11 protein-coding genes and 1 pseudogene are annotated in these 17,944 nt (G+C 57.9%); 3 read left to right on the forward strand and 9 right to left on the reverse strand.

Translation table 11 applies throughout. The annotated features are described in order from the left end of the window. Window positions 1–168: 168 nt before the first annotated feature. From BN4575_RS14520 to BN4575_RS14545, 7 genes and pseudogenes are all read right to left on the reverse strand, one after another. On the reverse strand, window positions 169–1,002 hold the full coding sequence (locus BN4575_RS14520; RefSeq protein ID WP_068978712.1) for a hypothetical protein: 834 nt from the start codon (window positions 1,000–1,002) through the stop codon (window positions 169–171). Next, window positions 1,002–2,837 carry a hypothetical protein gene (locus BN4575_RS14525; protein WP_068978713.1) on the reverse strand — a complete coding sequence of 612 codons (1,836 nt, stop codon included), beginning with the start codon at window positions 2,835–2,837 and terminating at the stop codon, window positions 1,002–1,004. The genes BN4575_RS14520 and BN4575_RS14525 overlap by 1 nt, the downstream gene beginning before the upstream one ends. 11 nt (window positions 2,838–2,848) lie before the next feature. Next, on the reverse strand, window positions 2,849–4,411 hold the full coding sequence (locus BN4575_RS14530) for an OmpA family protein (protein WP_176716441.1): 1,563 nt from the start codon (window positions 4,409–4,411) through the stop codon (window positions 2,849–2,851). A 638-nt stretch (window positions 4,412–5,049) separates the two neighbouring features. Continuing rightward, window positions 5,050–5,352 (reverse strand): annotated as a pseudogene (locus BN4575_RS21295) (transposase domain-containing protein); the annotation flags it as partial. An 80-nt stretch (window positions 5,353–5,432) separates the two neighbouring features. Then, entirely contained in the window at window positions 5,433–7,883 is a 2,451-nt protein-coding gene (locus BN4575_RS14535) for a YgiQ family radical SAM protein (protein ID WP_068978715.1), read from the reverse strand. 220 nt (window positions 7,884–8,103) lie between these two features. Then, window positions 8,104–11,220: an efflux RND transporter permease subunit gene (locus tag BN4575_RS14540; RefSeq protein WP_068978716.1), complete on the reverse strand. Its 3,117-nt coding sequence runs from the start codon at window positions 11,218–11,220 to the stop codon at window positions 8,104–8,106. Beyond that, the gene (locus tag BN4575_RS14545) at window positions 11,220–12,269 is read right to left on the reverse strand and encodes an efflux RND transporter periplasmic adaptor subunit (RefSeq protein ID WP_068978717.1); all 1,050 of its coding nucleotides are present in this window, start codon (window positions 12,267–12,269) and stop codon (window positions 11,220–11,222) included. The genes BN4575_RS14540 and BN4575_RS14545 overlap by 1 nt, the downstream gene beginning before the upstream one ends. Window positions 12,270–12,467: 198 nt before the next feature. Between BN4575_RS14545 and BN4575_RS14550 the strand changes: the two genes are divergently transcribed. Together BN4575_RS14550 and BN4575_RS14555 are read left to right on the forward strand one after the other, a co-directional pair. Next, entirely contained in the window at window positions 12,468–14,012 is a 1,545-nt protein-coding gene (locus tag BN4575_RS14550) for a sensor domain-containing diguanylate cyclase (protein ID WP_068978718.1), read from the forward strand. Between the two features lie 48 nt (window positions 14,013–14,060). Beyond that, on the forward strand, window positions 14,061–14,930 hold the full coding sequence (locus BN4575_RS14555) for a patatin-like phospholipase family protein (protein WP_068978719.1): 870 nt from the start codon (window positions 14,061–14,063) through the stop codon (window positions 14,928–14,930). A 69-nt stretch (window positions 14,931–14,999) separates the two neighbouring features. On the opposite strand, the gene BN4575_RS14560 is transcribed toward BN4575_RS14555, so the two are convergent. Further along, window positions 15,000–16,361 carry a sodium-dependent transporter gene (locus BN4575_RS14560; RefSeq protein ID WP_068978720.1) on the reverse strand — a complete coding sequence of 454 codons (1,362 nt, stop codon included), beginning with the start codon at window positions 16,359–16,361 and terminating at the stop codon, window positions 15,000–15,002. Between the two features lie 200 nt (window positions 16,362–16,561). Continuing rightward, window positions 16,562–16,828: a helix-turn-helix domain-containing protein gene (locus BN4575_RS14565; RefSeq protein ID WP_005338367.1), complete on the reverse strand. Its 267-nt coding sequence runs from the start codon at window positions 16,826–16,828 to the stop codon at window positions 16,562–16,564. 259 nt (window positions 16,829–17,087) lie between these two features. On the opposite strand from BN4575_RS14565, the gene BN4575_RS14570 reads away from it, so the two are divergent. Continuing rightward, window positions 17,088–17,684, forward strand: coding sequence for a hypothetical protein (locus BN4575_RS14570; RefSeq protein WP_068978721.1), 597 nt, complete (start codon window positions 17,088–17,090; stop codon window positions 17,682–17,684). The last annotated feature ends 260 nt before the right edge of the window (window positions 17,685–17,944 follow it).

Consider the following 17,944-nt stretch of genomic DNA (forward strand, 5'->3'; position numbering starts at 1 on the left):
CATCGTCAAACAAAAAACCGGCATCCATGATGCCGGTTTTTTTATGGCTGTCATGCTGCCAGCACAGTGAAAAAAGTAAGTAAAAACAATGCCAGTCAGATTTAACTGACTGGCATTAACCATGACGGTGGTAACTTTTATCCCTACCAGCTTAATGCTGTGAGGCCGTTACTGCACAGAGACCGTAAGCTCTGGATGCCCAAATGCTATGAGCTGGCCGTTAGAACGTTGGAAATATTGGCTCCAGAAGGATTCTAGATTCTGGATCATCTTGCCACTCCGATAACCGTTTTTTGTATCGGTAGGCACAAAGGCCGCCCCATGCACATAAACCCTTGCACCGTTGAAGTCAGCAACCAGATTAGCCTTTTCGACCTTGGCTAGCTCCACTGAAGGCGAAATATCACGGATCCCTTTGGATTGATAGAAACTACCAAAGTCACTGTATTCCAGCATGTCAGACATCAGCAGAATGACGTTATCCTTCACGCCCTCAGTCGCTCGGATATCGTCGCTCACCGCCTTGAGGCTAAACAGGATCTCGCTGCGCGGGATATCTGTCGAGGATTTGCCCATGGTTTGAACAAACTGCTTACCAAATTGTTGCAACATAACTTTGGGTTGAGCAGCAAGACATTGATCGAGCTTCTTGGCGTTCATCATCGGCACATCACCCAGTTGCGATTGGTCAAGCCCTTTATCTAGCTGGCCTGCATATTTGAGCTGCATGTAGTGGCCTTCCAAATAAGCGGAAAAGGAGTACAAGCGCAACTGATCGCCAGGCTGCAGGAATCGCTTGATATGCTCCCAGGCGGTGCGCTGTAGATCCGACGTGAGCGGCGTGGTCTGATCCACCACAACCGACAACATGCGGCCCGAGGGCGCTGGCTTGAACTCGATAATCCTAGCCTGTTGATAACAACTGCTCAGGTCGTTGCGTTCTGCTGCCATCACTGTCGCAGGAAGCATCAACATCAATGTCAGAAGGATCCGTGGTTTCATCACGCCTCCACTTTGTCGAGCATTTGCAATCGACGCGCTCGTTTAAGGTCGTCCACAGACACGCCCTTCTTCTTAGCGACATAGTCCATGTCGTCAGCTTCAAATTGAGTAAGATCGCCCCAAGCATGAGGATCGAAACCTGCCACCCTTTCTCCCTCGGAATGCGCCTTTGGTGCTTCGATGGTCTGGGTCACCGGTGCCATGTCAGCCACTGGTTCTACCGATTCGGCTGATGGTACTGATGTGGCTGCGAGCGGGACCGGTTGATAGGATTGAGCAATAACTTGTGGCTGTGCCACTGTAGGTCTCGCACCAAAGACTGCCACCAGTTCATTGAACGTCGCCTTTTGAGCCATCAACGCTGGATTGTTGATCGCGGCGAACCGGGGGCCAGCAACATCGGTGATCGCCCAGATCTTCTCGTTATCCTTTGCGTTTATCGCGGCCTTCAAATCCGTTATGGTCTTGGCGACGTAATCGGTGAGCAGATCGGTACTATGCTGGCCGATCGCCCGGTTTTTCTGGTTATGCTCAATGATCGCCTGCTCTTCCACATAGCGCAGGAAGGTGCGACTGTCTTTGTTATGACTCAGGTCGTCCTTCGTCTTACCGTTCACCCTGAACACCTTGTCCTGCAACGACTGCAACTTCACCAAAGAAGATTGGGCATCTTGAGCAATGGTGGCAGCTTTGGCCTTGTGGTGACGGACAAACTCGTCAGCACTGTTGTACTTGTGGGTCAACTCCCAGGCACGACGTGAGTAGGTACCAGCGAAGCCGTGACGGAAAGCAAGGTAGGTAGAGGCGAACTGGATAAAGCAGAACAAACCAGACAGCACCGCAAAGGTCACCAACGAGGCACGATGCATCGCATCAATCTGGTCTTGCGCTGACTTCTGGCTGCTATTAATTGACAACTCGGCCATGTCAGTAGGCAAAGGGATCTCCTCCTCGCCAGATGCAACAGGGAAATCATCGGTACTCTGGACGACGGCTGTCGGATTCTCGACCAACATAGCTTCCTGCTGGTTCAGGGTTTCGGTTCGAACCCAAAATGCAGCGATAGCCAGCCCTACAATGAAGATCCCATACCCAGCAATAATCGAGAACCGGCGCTGTGGCTGCCCGTATTTATCGAGCGGCACATTGATCCGGTTCAGCAATTGTTGGAAGGGTTTAGCCTCATTGTCGTCATAGGTATTGTCGATAGTCGCGTTGAGCGTCTTTGTCATGTCTGCACCATCACGAATCGACTCGTAGGAGAGGATCTTGTTCACTACCCCGTTGCGGTAGAGTTGACGGCCTGCAAACTCGGACAGAACCAAAGCGATAATGGAGATAACTAAACCCAGGAAGAACGCGCCGACAATGGCCGTGTTGGGGGTTGCCATAGTAAGGGCAAACGGTGCCAACGCATAACCAAAGGCTGATGCTTCAATCACCATCAGGACGATCATGAGCAGCCAGATACCCAATCCCTTTTCAGACCGGTCCGCCTCGTCTGCTTTGCCCAGATAATCCAGGTTGCGCTTGAAATTCTCTTCTGATGGCTGATGCTCTGAGTAATAGGTTTGATACGCACCGCACACCCCTTTCTCACCGGCATTGAAGCCGACTGCATTGGGGTTGTCCTCGGACCTCTCCTCGTTTTTACCCGGCATTCTGGTCCAAACTGCAATGCGGCCAATCCATGGCAACCGCAGCCGCATCTCCATGTGCCAGTATTTTACTTCGTACCAATAAACGATGGTGGTCACGACCGCAACCATAAGGCCTATCACCAGACCGATGATGTGCCAGGCACCCGACAGGGCGTGAATGATGTTTTCAAACATGTCTAATTCCCTTAACGACGCTTGGGCAGGTATTGGGCCACGTAGGCATCACCCTGCTTCGGATAGTAAATTTCGCCCGCAACCGCAGCACCAGATCGTTTGTCGAACACAACGTCCATGCACGACACTGGCGAAGCGGCCTGATTGACGGCAAACACCCGATAGAGGATTTGAGTCTCCCCTTCATAGGTATTGGCGACCGATTCAATCTTGGCGGTCTGCTTTTTGGATTTCTTGTAGTCAGGGATGAACTGCATGGCGGGCTGCTTAGCCACTTTCGCTTCGTCACGCAGTACCGCAACCGGTCCCACCGAGGCCACATGACCATTCACAGCGGCGACCCATGGTTTACCATTGAGGCCAGGGAAGTATTCTTCGGTAGAATGTTCCGCCAACGGCTGGCCATTAGCCAGATTTTTAACCTGGCCCTCGACACGGGGCATGTCCCCTATGCAAGAACTGATAGGTGCACTGGCGTAAGCCGGAGTGATAATGGAGAAGGTGGGGGTTTTTGGCGCAATGCTGCCGGTCAGCGGTGAGGAACTGTCGGCAACCAGATGACCACCAAAGTCGATAGTTCCCTTGCCGGCCAGTTTGATCGCTACAGATTCACTGGCGGTCGATGAAGGGGAGATAACGTCACCCGACTTAGGTTGAGCGACCGGCTTATCATTGAGGGGGGCTGTAGCAGTAGTCGTCGACTCGGTAGCATTAGCAGACTTAGCTGGTGTTGTTTCAGCCTTCATCGTCTTTTGGGTCACAGCTGTGGTAGTGGAAGCCAATGCGACCTTACTCGCAGAGCCGGTACCATGAGCTAAATATTTGGGACTGGCACGTTCCTCACTCACACGCTTGACCAGCAAGGCCTCATTTTGCACCTCGACCAACTCGACCCTGCGGTTCTGTGCCCTACCATCTTCGTTGTCGTTGCTGGCAATCGGTCGGGAAGAACCTGCCCCCTGGTAGTAGATATCGCTACGAGGCACACCGGCAGCAGCCAATATCTGGCCCATGGCCCGAGCTCGTTCCTCAGAAAGGCGCTGATTGAACTGAGCAGCGCCAGCAGAATCGGTATGGCCGACCACCAACACCTTTCTACGTTGATTCTCGGGGAGCTTGGACTGTTCTTCCCGTTTGCTGGCAAACTCTTGCGCCACACGGGTCATTTTCCGGTGGCCCTCGGTGGTTAAGTTGGCAGAACCGACTGGGAACATCTCGGCGTACTCTATAGACGCTTCAAGTCCCACAGCTGTAGAAGATTCATCCTTCGGTTTCTGTTGCTCCTGAACGGCAGCCACTTGCAGTTCGCGTACCTGCATTTTTAAACCTTCTTCCTGGGCTATTTTTTGCAACCGATCAACTCGGTCTTTGTACCAAAGGCCGCCACCACAACCCACAGCGGCACCAGCAACAGCGCCGAGGAGCACCTTGTCGCTACCACCTTGGGTGGCACCGATCGCCGCTCCAGCAAGAGCGCCTAGCAAGCCACCACCGGCACAGCTTACCCAGCTATCACTCTCAGCCACTTGCTTGTCGATGGTTGCACACCCTGTCACGGACAAGGTTATGGCCATCGCCAGCACTGTTGGCCTATCTATAGGCATCCTAATCATTACTTATCCCTTTTTTTGTTATGTTTACCTGAATAGCAAGATTTATTGCCAGTCCCTCAACTCACCGCGAGTCAGTAGACAAAACTCTGAGTAGCGCGTTGATAAACAATTCCATGATAAATACCGGCACACTCGGAATATCATCGGGACTGGTCTTAATATTGAGCTGATCAAAAAATCACCAACACACCGCGTGCGGTCGCAACATGTTCAGATCGCTCAATAGACAACCAGTTATTTTTATTTGAGTTTTTTAGGCTGTTTTCCTAGGCAATACTCTTTCTCCTCGGGAATATTTCAGCAAAAGACAGGCTCTCTTATACAGATATCCAATCGCCTTACCATTGAGAAAATATCCACAAACCAAGGGACTCCAAATGGAGTCAGACAATCAATATTGCAGCCCATATTGTGCCTCATACGAGAATGCAATGCAGCCTCATTATGTAGATTGCGAAGAGTCGAGTCCCCGATGAGCAGAAGTCGCCGACAAGGAGAAAGCGGCGCGGGTGCGCGAGGTGATGCTCAACACCCAAGAGTTCAATGAGCAGCTCGGCCAGCACCATCTCGTTGACGACGCAGCTCTCCATGACGGCCTAGGTGATCAGGTGACTGGTCAGCTCCATCTGACAAAGCATGCGTACCTGCGGATAGGCGGTCTCACAAGGCAGCAGGATATAGAGCTGATTGACCAGCTGAGCCATGGGGACGTGGTGGAACATGGCCATGCCGATGATGGCCCAGACCCGCAGTTCCATGGGTATATGGTGACGGCGCAGGGTGGCAACGCCCTCCTCACCGAGCAGGTCGATAATGAGCGCAGAGGGAATGAAGTCGGAGAGTGGCTCAAACTGGGCAGAATTGCTGGCATGAAGGAAGTCGAGAGCCTGTTAGATACGCATAAAAAATCCGAAACCAATCAATAGGTTTCGGATTTTTACACATCAGGAGAAGCGGTCAATAGACCCTTAACTGATTGGCATTACCGCGCCGGTCGCTTGGCACCATTCCCTTTGGCCGCAGGCTTGCTGCCTTGAGTGGCGGGTTTGGTGCCCGGCTTGACAGAGCCAGCGCGGGTTGGCGCCTTGCCTTTATGGGCGGATTTCCCCTGCCCTGTCGGTTTAGCATCTGGAGCGGCGGGTTTGCCGTTGCCAGCCCCTTTTTGCAACTGACCACCCACAGGTTTGCCATTGCCCGCCTTGCCGCCATTTCTGCTGGCCGCCGGGGCATTAGCTGCGCCAGCCTCACTGCGGGCGGCACTGGTGCCACGTCCGTTACTCTGGCCGCCAGTCCCCTTGTTACCCGTGCCATTACCACCATTGCCACGCTGATGGCTGATGTTGCTATGGCGAGTCAGGGCCGGTTTTAGCCCCTTGTTGGTGCTGCGCGAGGCCACCGCCTCACCACGACCTTCTGGCGGCACCAGACAGCCGGGGCCGTTGCCAATCAGGTGGCCCTTACCCATGGCGAGCAGGGCTTCGCGGATCATCGGCCAACCGGCCGGATCGTGGTAGCGCAGCAGTGCTTTGTGCAGGCGGCGACGGCGTTCACCCTTGACCACGAACACATCGCCACCGGTGCGGCTCACCTTGTTTAACGGGTTTTTCTCGGTGTAATACATGGTGGTGGCGTTGGCCAGCGGCGACGGGTAGAAGTTCTGCACCTGATCGAGCTTGAAGCGGTTCTCTTTGACCCATAGCGCCATATTCACCATGTCTTCATCGGTAGTGCCCGGGTGGGCAGAGATGAAGTAGGGGATCAGGTACTGCTGCTTGCCCGCCTCTTTCGAGTATTTGTCGAACAGCTCCTTGAACTGGTAGTAGCTGCCCATGCCCGGCTTCATCATCTTGGAGAGCGGCCCCTCCTCGGTGTGTTCCGGCGCGATCTTGAGGTAGCCGCCGACGTGGTACTTGGCCAGCTCCTTGATATAGCGGGGATCTTCTACCGCGATGTCGTAACGCACCCCGGAGGCGATGAGGATCTTCTTGATCCCCTTGAGGTCACGGGCCTTGCGGTAGAGGTTGATGGTCGGGGTGTGGTCGGTGTCCATGTGGGCGCAGATGGTGGGCCAGACACAGGAGGCGCGACGACAGGTCTGCTCGGCCTTGGGGCTCTGGCAGCGCAGCTTGTACATGTTAGCGGTGGGGCCACCGAGATCCGAGATGACGCCGGTAAAGCCGGGCACCTTGTCGCGGATATCTTCGATCTCTTTGAGGATCGACTCTTCCGAGCGGCTCTGGATGATGCGCCCTTCGTGCTCGGTGATGGAGCAGAAGGAGCAGCCGCCAAAGCAGCCGCGCATGATGTTGACCGAGGTCTTGATCATCTCGAAGGCCGGGATCTTCTCGTTGCCATAGGCCGGGTGCGGCACCCGCTGGTAAGGCAGGCCGAACACGCCATCCATCTCGTCGGTTTCGAGCGGGAAGGCGGGCGGGTTGACCCAGATGATGCGATCGCCGTGGGCCTGCGACAGGGCGCGAGCACAGCCGGGGTTGGTCTCGTGGTGCAGAATGCGCGAGGCGTGGGCGTAGAGCACTTTGTCCTCTTTGACCCGCTCGAACGCCGGCAGCTTGACATAGGTCAGCTCCCACGGCTTGGGCTTTGGCGGCTGCACCAGCACCGGCTGAGCCTCTTGGGCGGCAGGAGCCGCGTCGGTGGCGTCATCCGAGCATGGAGCCCCTTCCATATAAGGGTTCATGATGGGATCGATGCGGCCAATCTGGTCGAGCTTGCTCGAATCCACCCCTTTCCAGCCCGGCAGCGGCTCCTTGCGGATCACCGCGGTGCCGCGAATGTCCTGCATGGTGTCGATGCTCTCCCCCGCTGCGATGCGGTGAGCCACCTCGATCAGCGGCCGCTCGGCGTTGCCGTAAATCAGGATATCGGCCTTGGCATCGAGCAGGATGGAGCGGCGGATGGTCTCGGACCAGTAGTCGTAGTGGGCGATGCGGCGCAGGGAGGCCTCGATGCCGCCGATCAGCACCGGCACCTCTTTGAACGCCTCTTTGCAGCGCTGGGTATAGACCAGGGTGGCGCGATCCGGCCGCTTGCCGCCCACATCCCCCGGGGTGTAGGCGTCGTCGTGGCGCAGCTTCTTGTCGGAGGTGTAGCGGTTGATCATGGAGTCCATGTTGCCCGCAGTGACCCCGAAGAAGAGGTTCGGTTTGCCAAGGCGCATAAAGTCATCCTTCGATGACCAGTCTGGCTGGGCGATGATGCCGACCCGAAAGCCCTGGGATTCGAGCATGCGGCCAATCACCGCCATGCCGAAGCTCGGGTGATCCACATAGGCATCCCCGGTCACCAGAATGACGTCGCAGCTGTCCCAACCCAGCTTGTCCATCTCTTTGCGGGACATGGGCAGGAAGGGCGCCGTGCCGTAGCACTCGGCCCAATAGCGGGGATAGGAGAAAAGGTTGGGTACCGGCTGCATTTTGAACACCTGGAAAAATTCGGGTCGCGCATTATACCGGTTGCGGCTAAGGGGAGCGATGGCTTTTTGTCCCTATAGATACCGCGGAATAAGCCACCGCCAGCAATAGCAAGGGCGCCCGCAGGCGCCCTTGTGATGATAAGGCTGACAACCGGCCCCGCTTGGGCTCAAGTTCGGGTTCGGGTCAGAGTTCAGGTGAGAGTTCAGGCCAAGGCGCTGATCAGAGCGCCGGAGGCTGCGACTCCCCTGCCCCTTTGGCGGCCAGCGCTTCGTCCACTTGCTGATCCCGCGCCCCTGTCATTCCGGCGTGGCGCGCCAGCAGATGGTAGATGGCGGGCACCACCAGCAGAGTGACCAAAGTTGCCAACGACAGCCCGAAGAACACCACTGTGCCCACCGCCATCCGGCTCTCGTAACCCGCACCCATGGAGAGCATCAGCGGCACAGCGCCGATAATGGCGGTCAGCGAGGTCATCAGGATCGGGCGTAAGCGGCGCACCGAACCGGCGATGATTGCCTCCTCGAACCCTTCCCCCCGCTGGCGCAGCTGGTTGATGAACTCGACGATGAGGATGCCGTTCTTGGTCACCATGCCGATCAGCATGATCATCCCGATCTGGCTGTAGATGCTCATCTCCTGCCCCGTTAGCCACAGGCCCAAGAGGCCACCGAAGATGCCGAGCGGCACCGTCACCATCACCACCGCCGGGGTCAGGGTGCTCTCGAACTGGGCCACCAGCACCAGATAGACCACCAGCAGGGCGAGGCCAAACACCAGCACCATCTCCCCCTGATTGTCGCGGTAATCCTTGGAGTCACCGGCATAATCCACCGTCATGCCGGTAGGCAAATTGGCGTTGGCCCAGTCATCGAGGAAATCGAGGGCCTCACCGAGGGTGTGATCCGGGTGCACGTCGGCGGTCAGGGTGATCGCCTTCTGCCGCTGGTAGTGGTTGAGGCGGTTGGCGGTCGCCACCTGCTTGACGGTGGCCAGGGTGGTGAGACTGACCATCTCGCCGTTGGCGGCCTTCAGATAGATGCGGCCGAGATCCGAGATGCCGTTGAACTCGGTCTGATTGCCGCGCAGGTAGACGTCATACTCCTCGCCCCTGTCCACATAGGTGGTCTTGCTCGCCCCGCCCAGCAGGGTCTGCAAGCTGTTGGCGACGGTGGAGACAGGAATGCCAAGCTGGCTGGCGCTGTCGCGATTGATGGTCACCTGCAGCTCGGGGGTCTTCTCGGCATAGTCGAGATCCGGGCTCAGCATCAGGCCACTGGCCAGCGCCGCCTTTTGCAGCTCAAGTCCCTGCAGGTAGAGCTCGCCATAGTCGTTACCCTGCAGCACAAACTGCACCGGCGCGGTGGAACCGCCACGAAAACCCGGCATAAAGGGACGGATCATCACATCAGGAATACCTGACAGCTTGCCCCCCAGGGTGCGGGCAAACTCACTGGCGGTGATATCCCGCGCGGCCCAGTCGGTAAGCTGGATAATCGCCATGCCGGTCTGATCACCGCCACGGCCAAAGGCCGGGGTACTGAAGCTGAGCGCCTGCACTACCCCTTGCCCCAGCATCGGCATGATGGCCGACTCCACCTGCTGCATATTGCGCTTCATCCGCTCTATGCTAGTCCCCTCTGCCCCCTTGACGAAGACGAACACCACCCCGCGATCCTCGGTGGGGGTCAGGCTGTTGGGGATCAGGCTGAACAGCGCGCCAATGCCGCCAAGGCAGAGCAGCAACAGCAACGGCATCCAGCGGGAGTGGCGCAATACCCATGCCAGCAGCTGGCGATAGATCCCCTCCAGCCAACCCATGCCACGATCGAGCCCGGCGGTCAGCCGGTTCGGCTTATCCAGCGGGCGCATCAGCCAGGAGCCCATGGCCGGGGTCAAGGTCAGCGCCACCAGCGAGGAGCAGAGCACCGCCAAGGAGAGCAGGATCGCAAACTCGGTAAAGAGCCGCCCCACCATGCCATCCATAAAGGCGATGGGGACAAACACCATCACCAGTACGGCTGTGGTGGCGATCACCGCAAAGCCCACCTCGCGGGTGCCGTGCCAAGCGGCCAGCAGCGGCGGTTCGCCCCGCTGCAGATGGTGGTGGATGTTCTCCACCACCACGATGGCGTCATCCACCACCAGCCCGATGGCCAGAATAAGGGCCAGCAAAGTGATGAGGTTGATGGAAAAGCCAAAGTACCAGGCGCCGATAAAGGCGGAGATCAGCGATACCGGCACAGTGATGGCCGGGATCAGCGTGGTACGGGCCTGTCCGAGGAACAGATAGAGCACCGCCACCACCAGCACGGCGCAGATGGCCAGGGTCTCGTACACCTCGTCGATGGCCTGCTTGATAAAGATGGTGGAGTCGTAATCCACCTCGAGCTTGGCCCCCTCCGGCAGGAAGCGCTGCATCTCGCCGAGCTTCTTCTCGATCCCCTGCGCCACCGCCAGCGGGTTGGCGGTGGACTGGGCAACGATGCCGATACCCAGACTCTCTTTGCCGTTGCGCTGATAGGCGCTGTCTTCGTTCTTGGCCCCCACCGCCACGTCGGCAATATCGGCCAGATAGACGCTCTGGCCGTTGGCGGCTGTGCGGATCTGCAACTGCTGGAAATCCTCCGCGGTGTGGTAGAGACGGGCGATCTGCACCGCCATGGTCATGGAGTTGTTGCGGATCTCGCCGCCCGGCAGCTCGATGTTCTCCCGCTTGAGGGCATCTTCCACATCCGCCACCGTGATGCCACGGGCCGCCATGTCGGCAGGGCGCAGCCGCACATACATCACCTGAGTCAGGTCGCCGGAGAGCGCAACTTCGCTCACCCCGTCCACCAGACTCAGGGGATCGACCAGCACCCGGTTGGCGTAATCGGTCATGGCGGTGCGATCCATCTGGCTGCTGCTGAAGTTGAGCCAGATCGCCACATCGCCGCTGCCGCTGTCCTTGGTCACCAGCGGCTCGTCCACATCATCGGGTAGCCGGGGCCGGGCGCGGGAAAGGGCATCGCGCACATCGGAGATCCCCTCCACCATGTTCCAGCCGAGCTTGAACTCGACGGTGATCATCGAGCGCCCCTTGCGGGTCATGGAGTTGATGTTCTTGATGCCGCTGATACCGGAGAGCTGATCCTCGATGGGCTTGGTGACCTGACTCTCCATCACCGAGGGGGCCGCCCCCTCATAGGTGGTGGTGATGGAGACCGACGGGGTCTGCACATCGGGCATCTCCCGCACCGTCAGTTTGCTGAAGGCAACCAGACCAAACACGGTGAGCAGGGCGCTGAGCACTACCGCCACCAGCGGGCGGCGTACTGAAATATCGGAGAGCCACATCAGCCGTTCACCTCGGCCAGATCGCGCACTTGCACCCCATCACGCAGATTAACCAAGCCCTCGACCACGATGCGATCGCCGACTTTCAGCCCCTCGGTGACCCAGACGGTCTCCCCTTCGGTCTCGCCGAGCACCACAGGCACCCGCTTGACCCGGCCATCGGCCTCGAGACGGTAAACAAAGCGCTGCTCACCGGCGTACTCCACCGACTGGGCGGGGATCAGGGTGAGTTGCTGGGCAGGCAGCGCCAGCGCCACGTTGAGCAGCATGCCCGGCCGCAACTGGCCGCTGCCATTGGGGATCATCACCCGCGCCTTGATGTTCTGGGTATCGTTGGAGACGCGGCTATCCAGAGTAGTGAGAGTGCCGCTAAAGTGTTGATCCGGCCAGGCGGTACTGGTGGCGGTGACCGCCATGCCCGGTCGCAGCAGGGAGAGGTAACGCTCCGGCACCGCCAGATCGAGGCGCAGTTTGTCGATCTCATCCAGATGAAGCAGGGTATCGCCACTGTTGACCAATGCCCCTTCGCTGAGATCAATCAGGCTCACAGTGCCGGCAAACGGCGCCCGCAAGGTGCGCAGGGAGAGCTCATAACGGGCGGCATCGAGCCGCGCCTGCACCTGCGCCACCATGGCCTCCTGCCCATCCAGCAGAGATTGGGTCACGGCGCCACGGGCGACCAGTTTACGCATCTCCCCCAGCTTGCGATTTTCATCGCGCAGGCTGGCACTCTGCTCGGCCACCGCCGCCTGCTGCTTGCCGGTATCCAGCGCAATCAGGGTATCGCCCTTGTTGACCTGCTGACCCGACTGCACCGCAATCTTGACGATGCGACCGGTCACCTCGGGGCTGATCACCACCGAGTTGTTGGCAACCAGCTTGCCCACCAGTTTGAGGGTCGGCTCGGCCAGGCTCTGAGCGACCTTGTGGCTACGAATATTGACCTCTCTGGTCGGGGCTTTGGCGGCGGGTTGGCTGTGGCGCATCGTCCAGACAGCAGCAATCACAATCAAGAAAAGGCCCACACCGAGCCAGATACGCATTTTCATCGAACGATCCATGAAGAGTTGGAAGGTAAATCCAGATTGGGGCCATTTTAGCCCCATACTATGCCGTAACTATGTATAAATGTGACAAAACGTAACAGGAGAGGGGCGAGATCACTGCATCTTGGTCGATTCAGTTTTTTTTCAGACTAGTCGCATACACTAACGGCTATTTCCTTCGCCATACCGGGTATTTTGCCTATGCCGATGCTGTCAGATCACACCTCTTCCTCCCGTTCGCGCCTCATCTGGCTGCTATTCGCGCTGGTGATCCTGCTGGTGGGTCTGATCCTGCGGCAAAGCCTGAAGCAGATAGAGAGCCTCTATCAAAGCGACACCTTCAACAGTGCCATCCACTTGCGGGATCAATTCAAGCAGACCCAGGTGTTTCTGGAGGCAATGCGCGGTCAGGCCGAAGAGCGACTGCGCAGCGACCCCCAATCGGTGCTCACCCGCCAGCTCTACCATCATATTCAGCCACTGCCTGATCAGGGACTGGTGCTCGACCATCTCCCCGCCGAGCTGCCTGCGGGGCTGGCGGGTAACCTCACTGGTGAGGGGCCACTGCCGCCACCGGGCAGTGAACGGGAGGCGCGCATGCATCTGGCCCTGAGCCTCTCCCCCTTGCTGGCAACCGCCAGCCAACGCCTGGGCAAAGAGATTGCCTGGGTCTATTTCACCGGGGTGGATAACTTCATCTATCTCTACCCCTGGGTTCCCTCCAGTCGGTACCGGTTTTCCTACAACATCTATGAAAAACACGCCTGGCAGGATGCACTGGCCACCCCCAACCCGACCAAAGTGACCATCATCTCCCGCCCCTACGAGGATTTCGCTGGCCTTGGCACCATGATCACCCTGTCGCAGCCTCTCTACCAAGACGACACCCTGGTCGGCATGATCAACATCGATATCTTGCTTGCTCACCTGCAGCAGCAACTCAATACCCTGACTCCGGCACTCGGCAAGTATCTGCTGCTCAATCAGTACCAGCAGGTGCTGGCCAGCAGTGCGCCGCAGCCCGTGGTGCCGAAAAACACCGAGCCCACCGCAGAGTACCAGTGGCGGGAAGGGGCATTGCAACTGACCCTGGCGATCCCGGATACCCCCTTGCGGCTGGTACACAGCGTCACCCTGCTGCCGCTGGCGTGGGCCATGCTCTGCCAGTCAGCGCCCCCCCTGCTCGCCATCCTTTTTATGCTGCTGGCGGTGTTCTCCAACCTGAGATCCCATCGTCTCAACCAGCGGCTTAACTATCTCTCCTGTCATGATGCCCTCACCGGCGCCTTCAACCGCCACTATCTGGCGCGACTGGAGCAGTCGGGCGAGCTGACGCGACAGCGGCCGGGGATCCTGATGTTCGATGCGGATCACTTCAAGCGGGTCAACGACAACTTCGGTCATGCGGTGGGCGATATGGTGCTGATCCGGCTGGTGCAGCTCTGTCAGCAACAGCTAAGAAAACAAGACTGCCTGATCCGCTGGGGCGGCGAAGAGTTTTTGCTGCTGGTCAACGATTGCAACGAAACGCAGCTCGCCGACATGGCGGAGCGGCTCAGAACCGCCGTGGCCGGTAATGACTGGGCAGCCATTGAACCTGCACTGGCGGTGACCATCAGCCTCGGCTATCACCTCCACGCAGATGGCACCCCGCTCCAGGAGGCGGTACGCCGTGCCGACGCGGCGCTCTATCAGGCCAAGGCCAACGGCCGCAACCGCAGCGAAAAATGGCAGGGTGACGCCTGATGGCTCTCGACGTAAGCTGATAGCTTCAACCCTTTTTGGAGGAAAGTCGTGCCACGTAAACCCCGCGTAGGGCTCGCTCTCGGGAGCGGTGCCGCCAGAGGATGGGCCCACATCGGCGTCATCCGCGCTCTTGAGCGTCTCGGCATCAAACCGGACTTGATCGCTGGCTGCTCCATCGGCAGCTTTGTTGGTGCTGCGTATGCCGCCGGAGAACTGGATCGGCTGGAGTCATGGGTGCGCGGCTTTACTCGCCTGCAGGTGGTCAGCCTGCTCGACCCGGCCCTCTCTGGCGGCCTGTTTCGCGGTGAAAAGGTGTTTGGCCTTGCGGCCAACCATCTGGGCAACCCGGAGCTGGAGTCCCTGCCCATCCCCTTCGCCTGTGTCGCTACCGAACTCGATACCGGCCGCGAGATCTGGCTGCAACAGGGCCCGCTGCGCCAGTCGGTGCGCGCCTCCTGCGGCATGCCGGGGATCCTCACCCCGACCCGGGTCAACGACCGCTGGCTGGTCGATGGCGCCGTGGTCAATCCGGTGCCCATCTCGCTGGCCCGCGCCATGGGGGCCGAGGTGGTGATTGCGGTCAACCTCAACACTGACATGCACCAGCCCTGGACCGATGAACCGGATCAACCGGGCAGCAGCGGCCTGCTCAGTCAGTGGCTCAATAGAGGGGAGACTCCCCCCGCCACGCCCGGTCTGTGGAGCGTGATGAGCGGCGCCATCAACATCATGCAGGAGCGGATCACCCGTGCCCGGATGGCCGGGGACCCGCCAGACATTCAGCTCTGCCCGCGCCTTGGCAGTTTATCCATCATGGATTTTCATCGCGCCAGCGACGCCATCAACGAGGGGGAAGCCTGTGTCGAGCGCAACCTCGATCAGCTCAAGGATGAACTGGGCCGCCTCGGATTGCTGTGATCCTCACGCCAATCGCACCAACAAAAAGAGCGCCTTGCGGCGCTCTTTTGCTATGACAATACGGCAGGCTTAGAACAGCCCCAGCCCTTTGAGCATCACGATCAGGATCAGCAGCGGCGATACGTAACGGATGATAAAGAACAGTGGCTTGAGGATTGGCAGAACCAGCTCGCCGCCATTGCTCAGGGCATCGCGCATCTTCTCCTCGCCCCATACCCAGCCCACAAACAGGCAGAGGAAGATACCGCCCAGCGGCATCAGGATGTTGGAGGAGAGGTAGTCGAACAGATCGAAGAAGGTCTTGCCCGCAATCTGCACATCCGCCAGCACGTTATTGGAGAGCGCACAGGTGGAACCGACCGCCCCCAGCACCAGCAGGTTGATCAGAGTCGCCTTGGGACGACTCATCTTGAAGCGCTCGGAGAGCACCGAAACCGGCACTTCCAGAATGGAGAGCATGGCGCCGGTGGCCGCGATGGCCGACAGCACGAAAAACAGCACCATGAACACATGGCCAAACGGGATGCTGGCAAACACCGCCGGAATGGTGATGAACAGCAGCGAAGGACCGGCGGTCGGCTCGAACCCGAAGGCAAACACCGCCGGGAAGATGGCGATACCGGCCAGCATGGAGACGAACAAATCGGCGCACATCACCCGAAAGGCGGTGACCGGAATGTTCTGGTCATCACGGAAGTAGCTGCCGTAAGTCATCATGCAGCCCATGCCAATGGAGAGCTTGAAGAAGGCCAGCCCCATGGCGGTCAACACCACCCCTGCGGTGATCTTGGAAAAATCTGGCGAGAAGAGGAAGGAGAGACCTTCGCTCGCCCCCGGCAGGGTCAAACTGCGGACACCAATGATCAACAACAGGATAAAGAGCACCGGCATCAGCTTCTTGGTGACCGCTTCGATCCCCTTGGAGACCCCCATCAACAAGATGCCGCCCATCAGGGCCAGTACCAGCCACTGCCACAGCAGGCTCTGCAACGGGTTGCTGATCAGCGCGCCAAACGCCGCGCCGGTGACCTTGGGATCGGTGGAGAGAATGGAGCCGTCGATCGCCTTGAAGATGTAGGCAAACACCCAGGCCGCGACTTCCGAGTAAAAAGACATGATCAGGAAGGCAGCCAGCACCCCCATCACCGCAATCAGCCACCAGGGTTGGCCCTTGGGAGCCAGCTTGCTCAGGGTAGTCACCGCGTCAGTTTTGCTTTTGCGGCCCAGCATGATCTCGGAGATCATCACCGGCAAACCGACCAGCAGGGTCGCGATCACATAGACCAGCAAAAAGCTGGCGCCACCATTTTCACCGGTCAGGTAGGGAAATTTCCAGATATTGCCGAGGCCGACGGCTGAACCAAGGGTGGCGGCAAGGACGCCGAATTTACTGGTAAAGCCGTCGCGGGCCTTGGGAGGTGTTTGACTCATGCTTGTCTCACTTATTTCGCATCATGCGAGATGAACCGGGTTTTGATGGTAGGAATTTTCTGAGGTTTATGGTGGTTTGCCAAGATTTTTTGAGCAAAAGCCCTATATAGAGCACAGATAACGAAAATGCAGGAGCCAGGATACTGATTAACAGGCAAAAAAATGCCGCCCGAAGGCGGCATTTCTATTCACATTGATGATCACGCCTTGGCGAGGTCATCCGGTCCAATCTGACCAATTTCGGCGACTTTTTTGTCTGCCAGCAGCCAAAGGGTGAACTTGTGCAGATCCGGGTGGTGAGCCAGGGCAACCAGGAAGGCGCCACCCACTTCACGATAACCCAGCTCGTAGTTCTTCAGCGTGGTGGGGGGAACACCCAGCAAATCAGCAAACTTCGGACGGCTCAAACCAACCGCTTCACGGATCTGACGGATCTTCTTGCCAACAGTGACGATATTTGAATTCATAATGTTCCATACTCCGTTTTTGGCGGATTTACTCCGCCTTATTTTTCGCGACGACTCGTAGTCAAGTGTATCAGTTTTGTGCGGACTCGTTATGGTCGAGCCTCTATCTTTATGAGCGCCTTTCGGCGACAACCCTTGTCTTCATCGCGGATGGTAATCGCTCAGCCGCTTCAGGTAAACAGTCTCGAAAAGAAACCACATATTGTGGCCCCCCTAATAACTCGTATAATCTGCCGGCTACCCATAAAGAGGAATAAGTATGGCGTTTCCCGGCATTATCTCTCGCCTGCACCCCGTTTCCAGCCCCGCAGAACTTCAGCGACAACTCCATCAGAGTGAACAATATCGCGCCGAAGCATTCTGGCTCCCGGGCCTGTTGCACAGCCAGGCCAACGAGGTCTTGGTGACCCTCTCAGACAAGTGCAGCCTGTTTTTAGAGCTGGACCACCAGGAGTTGCCTCTGCGCAGCCACGATGGAAAATTGCATAGCAACGGCCAGATTATCACCGTCAATGGACAAACAATGACCTTGGCCACCACCCCGGGTGATGGTGGCCTGGTACCCGAATCTGGCATGGCCGAGATGGCCATCTGGCTGGAAGCGGGACACCGCCATTTTCTCTGTTCAGCTGCGGTTCAGCCAGTGGCGCGGGCCATCCTCAATATCTGGCCATTAGACCCCTATCTGGCACGCCATTTTTTGACTGGTTTCACCCCCCTGTTACAGGGTGCAATGGAGGCAGATTACCTCGCGGTCTTTACGGCAAGAGAATATCCAGCCAACCCGCATTCTGACTGGGTTCAGGCCTATATGAAGCTTGAAAAGAAACTGCACCGGGCCTATCTGGATCACTAATTAATCTGGATAAACAGCCAGTTATCCACACGACACAATTTGCCATAAGGCTCATTTGTGAGCTTGATCATGTTTTCAAATCGGCATAGAGTGCGCCTCGTCATTGGAATGACGCCAGCTGCCTAGTAGCGGTTTATTACGTTCTGCGTACCGTACCAGTGCACGAGACACACCAGGAGAGTGTGCAAACCCGGAACCTCCGGGTCACCTGCCAGACTCGACGCCAGCAGTACGGCGGAGCTGCAGTTTACATAAATTAA

It is taken from the genome of Aeromonas sp. EERV15, assembly GCF_900079845.1.
Taxonomy (GTDB): Bacteria; Pseudomonadota; Gammaproteobacteria; order Enterobacterales; family Aeromonadaceae; genus Aeromonas; species Aeromonas sobria.

Coding starts and splice junctions, on each gene's coding strand:
- BN4575_RS14520 (WP_068978712.1), bottom strand. CDS start 1,002: ATGAAACCACGGATCCTTCTGACATTGATGTTGATGCTTCCTGCGACA.
- BN4575_RS14560 (WP_068978720.1), bottom strand. CDS start 16,361: ATGAGTCAAACACCTCCCAAGGCCCGCGACGGCTTTACCAGTAAATTC.
- BN4575_RS14545 (WP_068978717.1), bottom strand. CDS start 12,269: ATGAAAATGCGTATCTGGCTCGGTGTGGGCCTTTTCTTGATTGTGATT.
- BN4575_RS14540 (WP_068978716.1), bottom strand. CDS start 11,220: ATGTGGCTCTCCGATATTTCAGTACGCCGCCCGCTGGTGGCGGTAGTG.
- BN4575_RS14570 (WP_068978721.1), top strand. CDS start 17,088: ATGGCGTTTCCCGGCATTATCTCTCGCCTGCACCCCGTTTCCAGCCCC.
- BN4575_RS14525 (WP_068978713.1), bottom strand. CDS start 2,837: ATGTTTGAAAACATCATTCACGCCCTGTCGGGTGCCTGGCACATCATC.
- BN4575_RS14530 (WP_176716441.1), bottom strand. CDS start 4,411: ATGGCCATAACCTTGTCCGTGACAGGGTGTGCAACCATCGACAAGCAA.
- BN4575_RS14565 (WP_005338367.1), bottom strand. CDS start 16,828: ATGAATTCAAATATCGTCACTGTTGGCAAGAAGATCCGTCAGATCCGT.
- BN4575_RS14535 (WP_068978715.1), bottom strand. CDS start 7,883: ATGCAGCCGGTACCCAACCTTTTCTCCTATCCCCGCTATTGGGCCGAG.
- BN4575_RS14550 (WP_068978718.1), top strand. CDS start 12,468: ATGCCGATGCTGTCAGATCACACCTCTTCCTCCCGTTCGCGCCTCATC.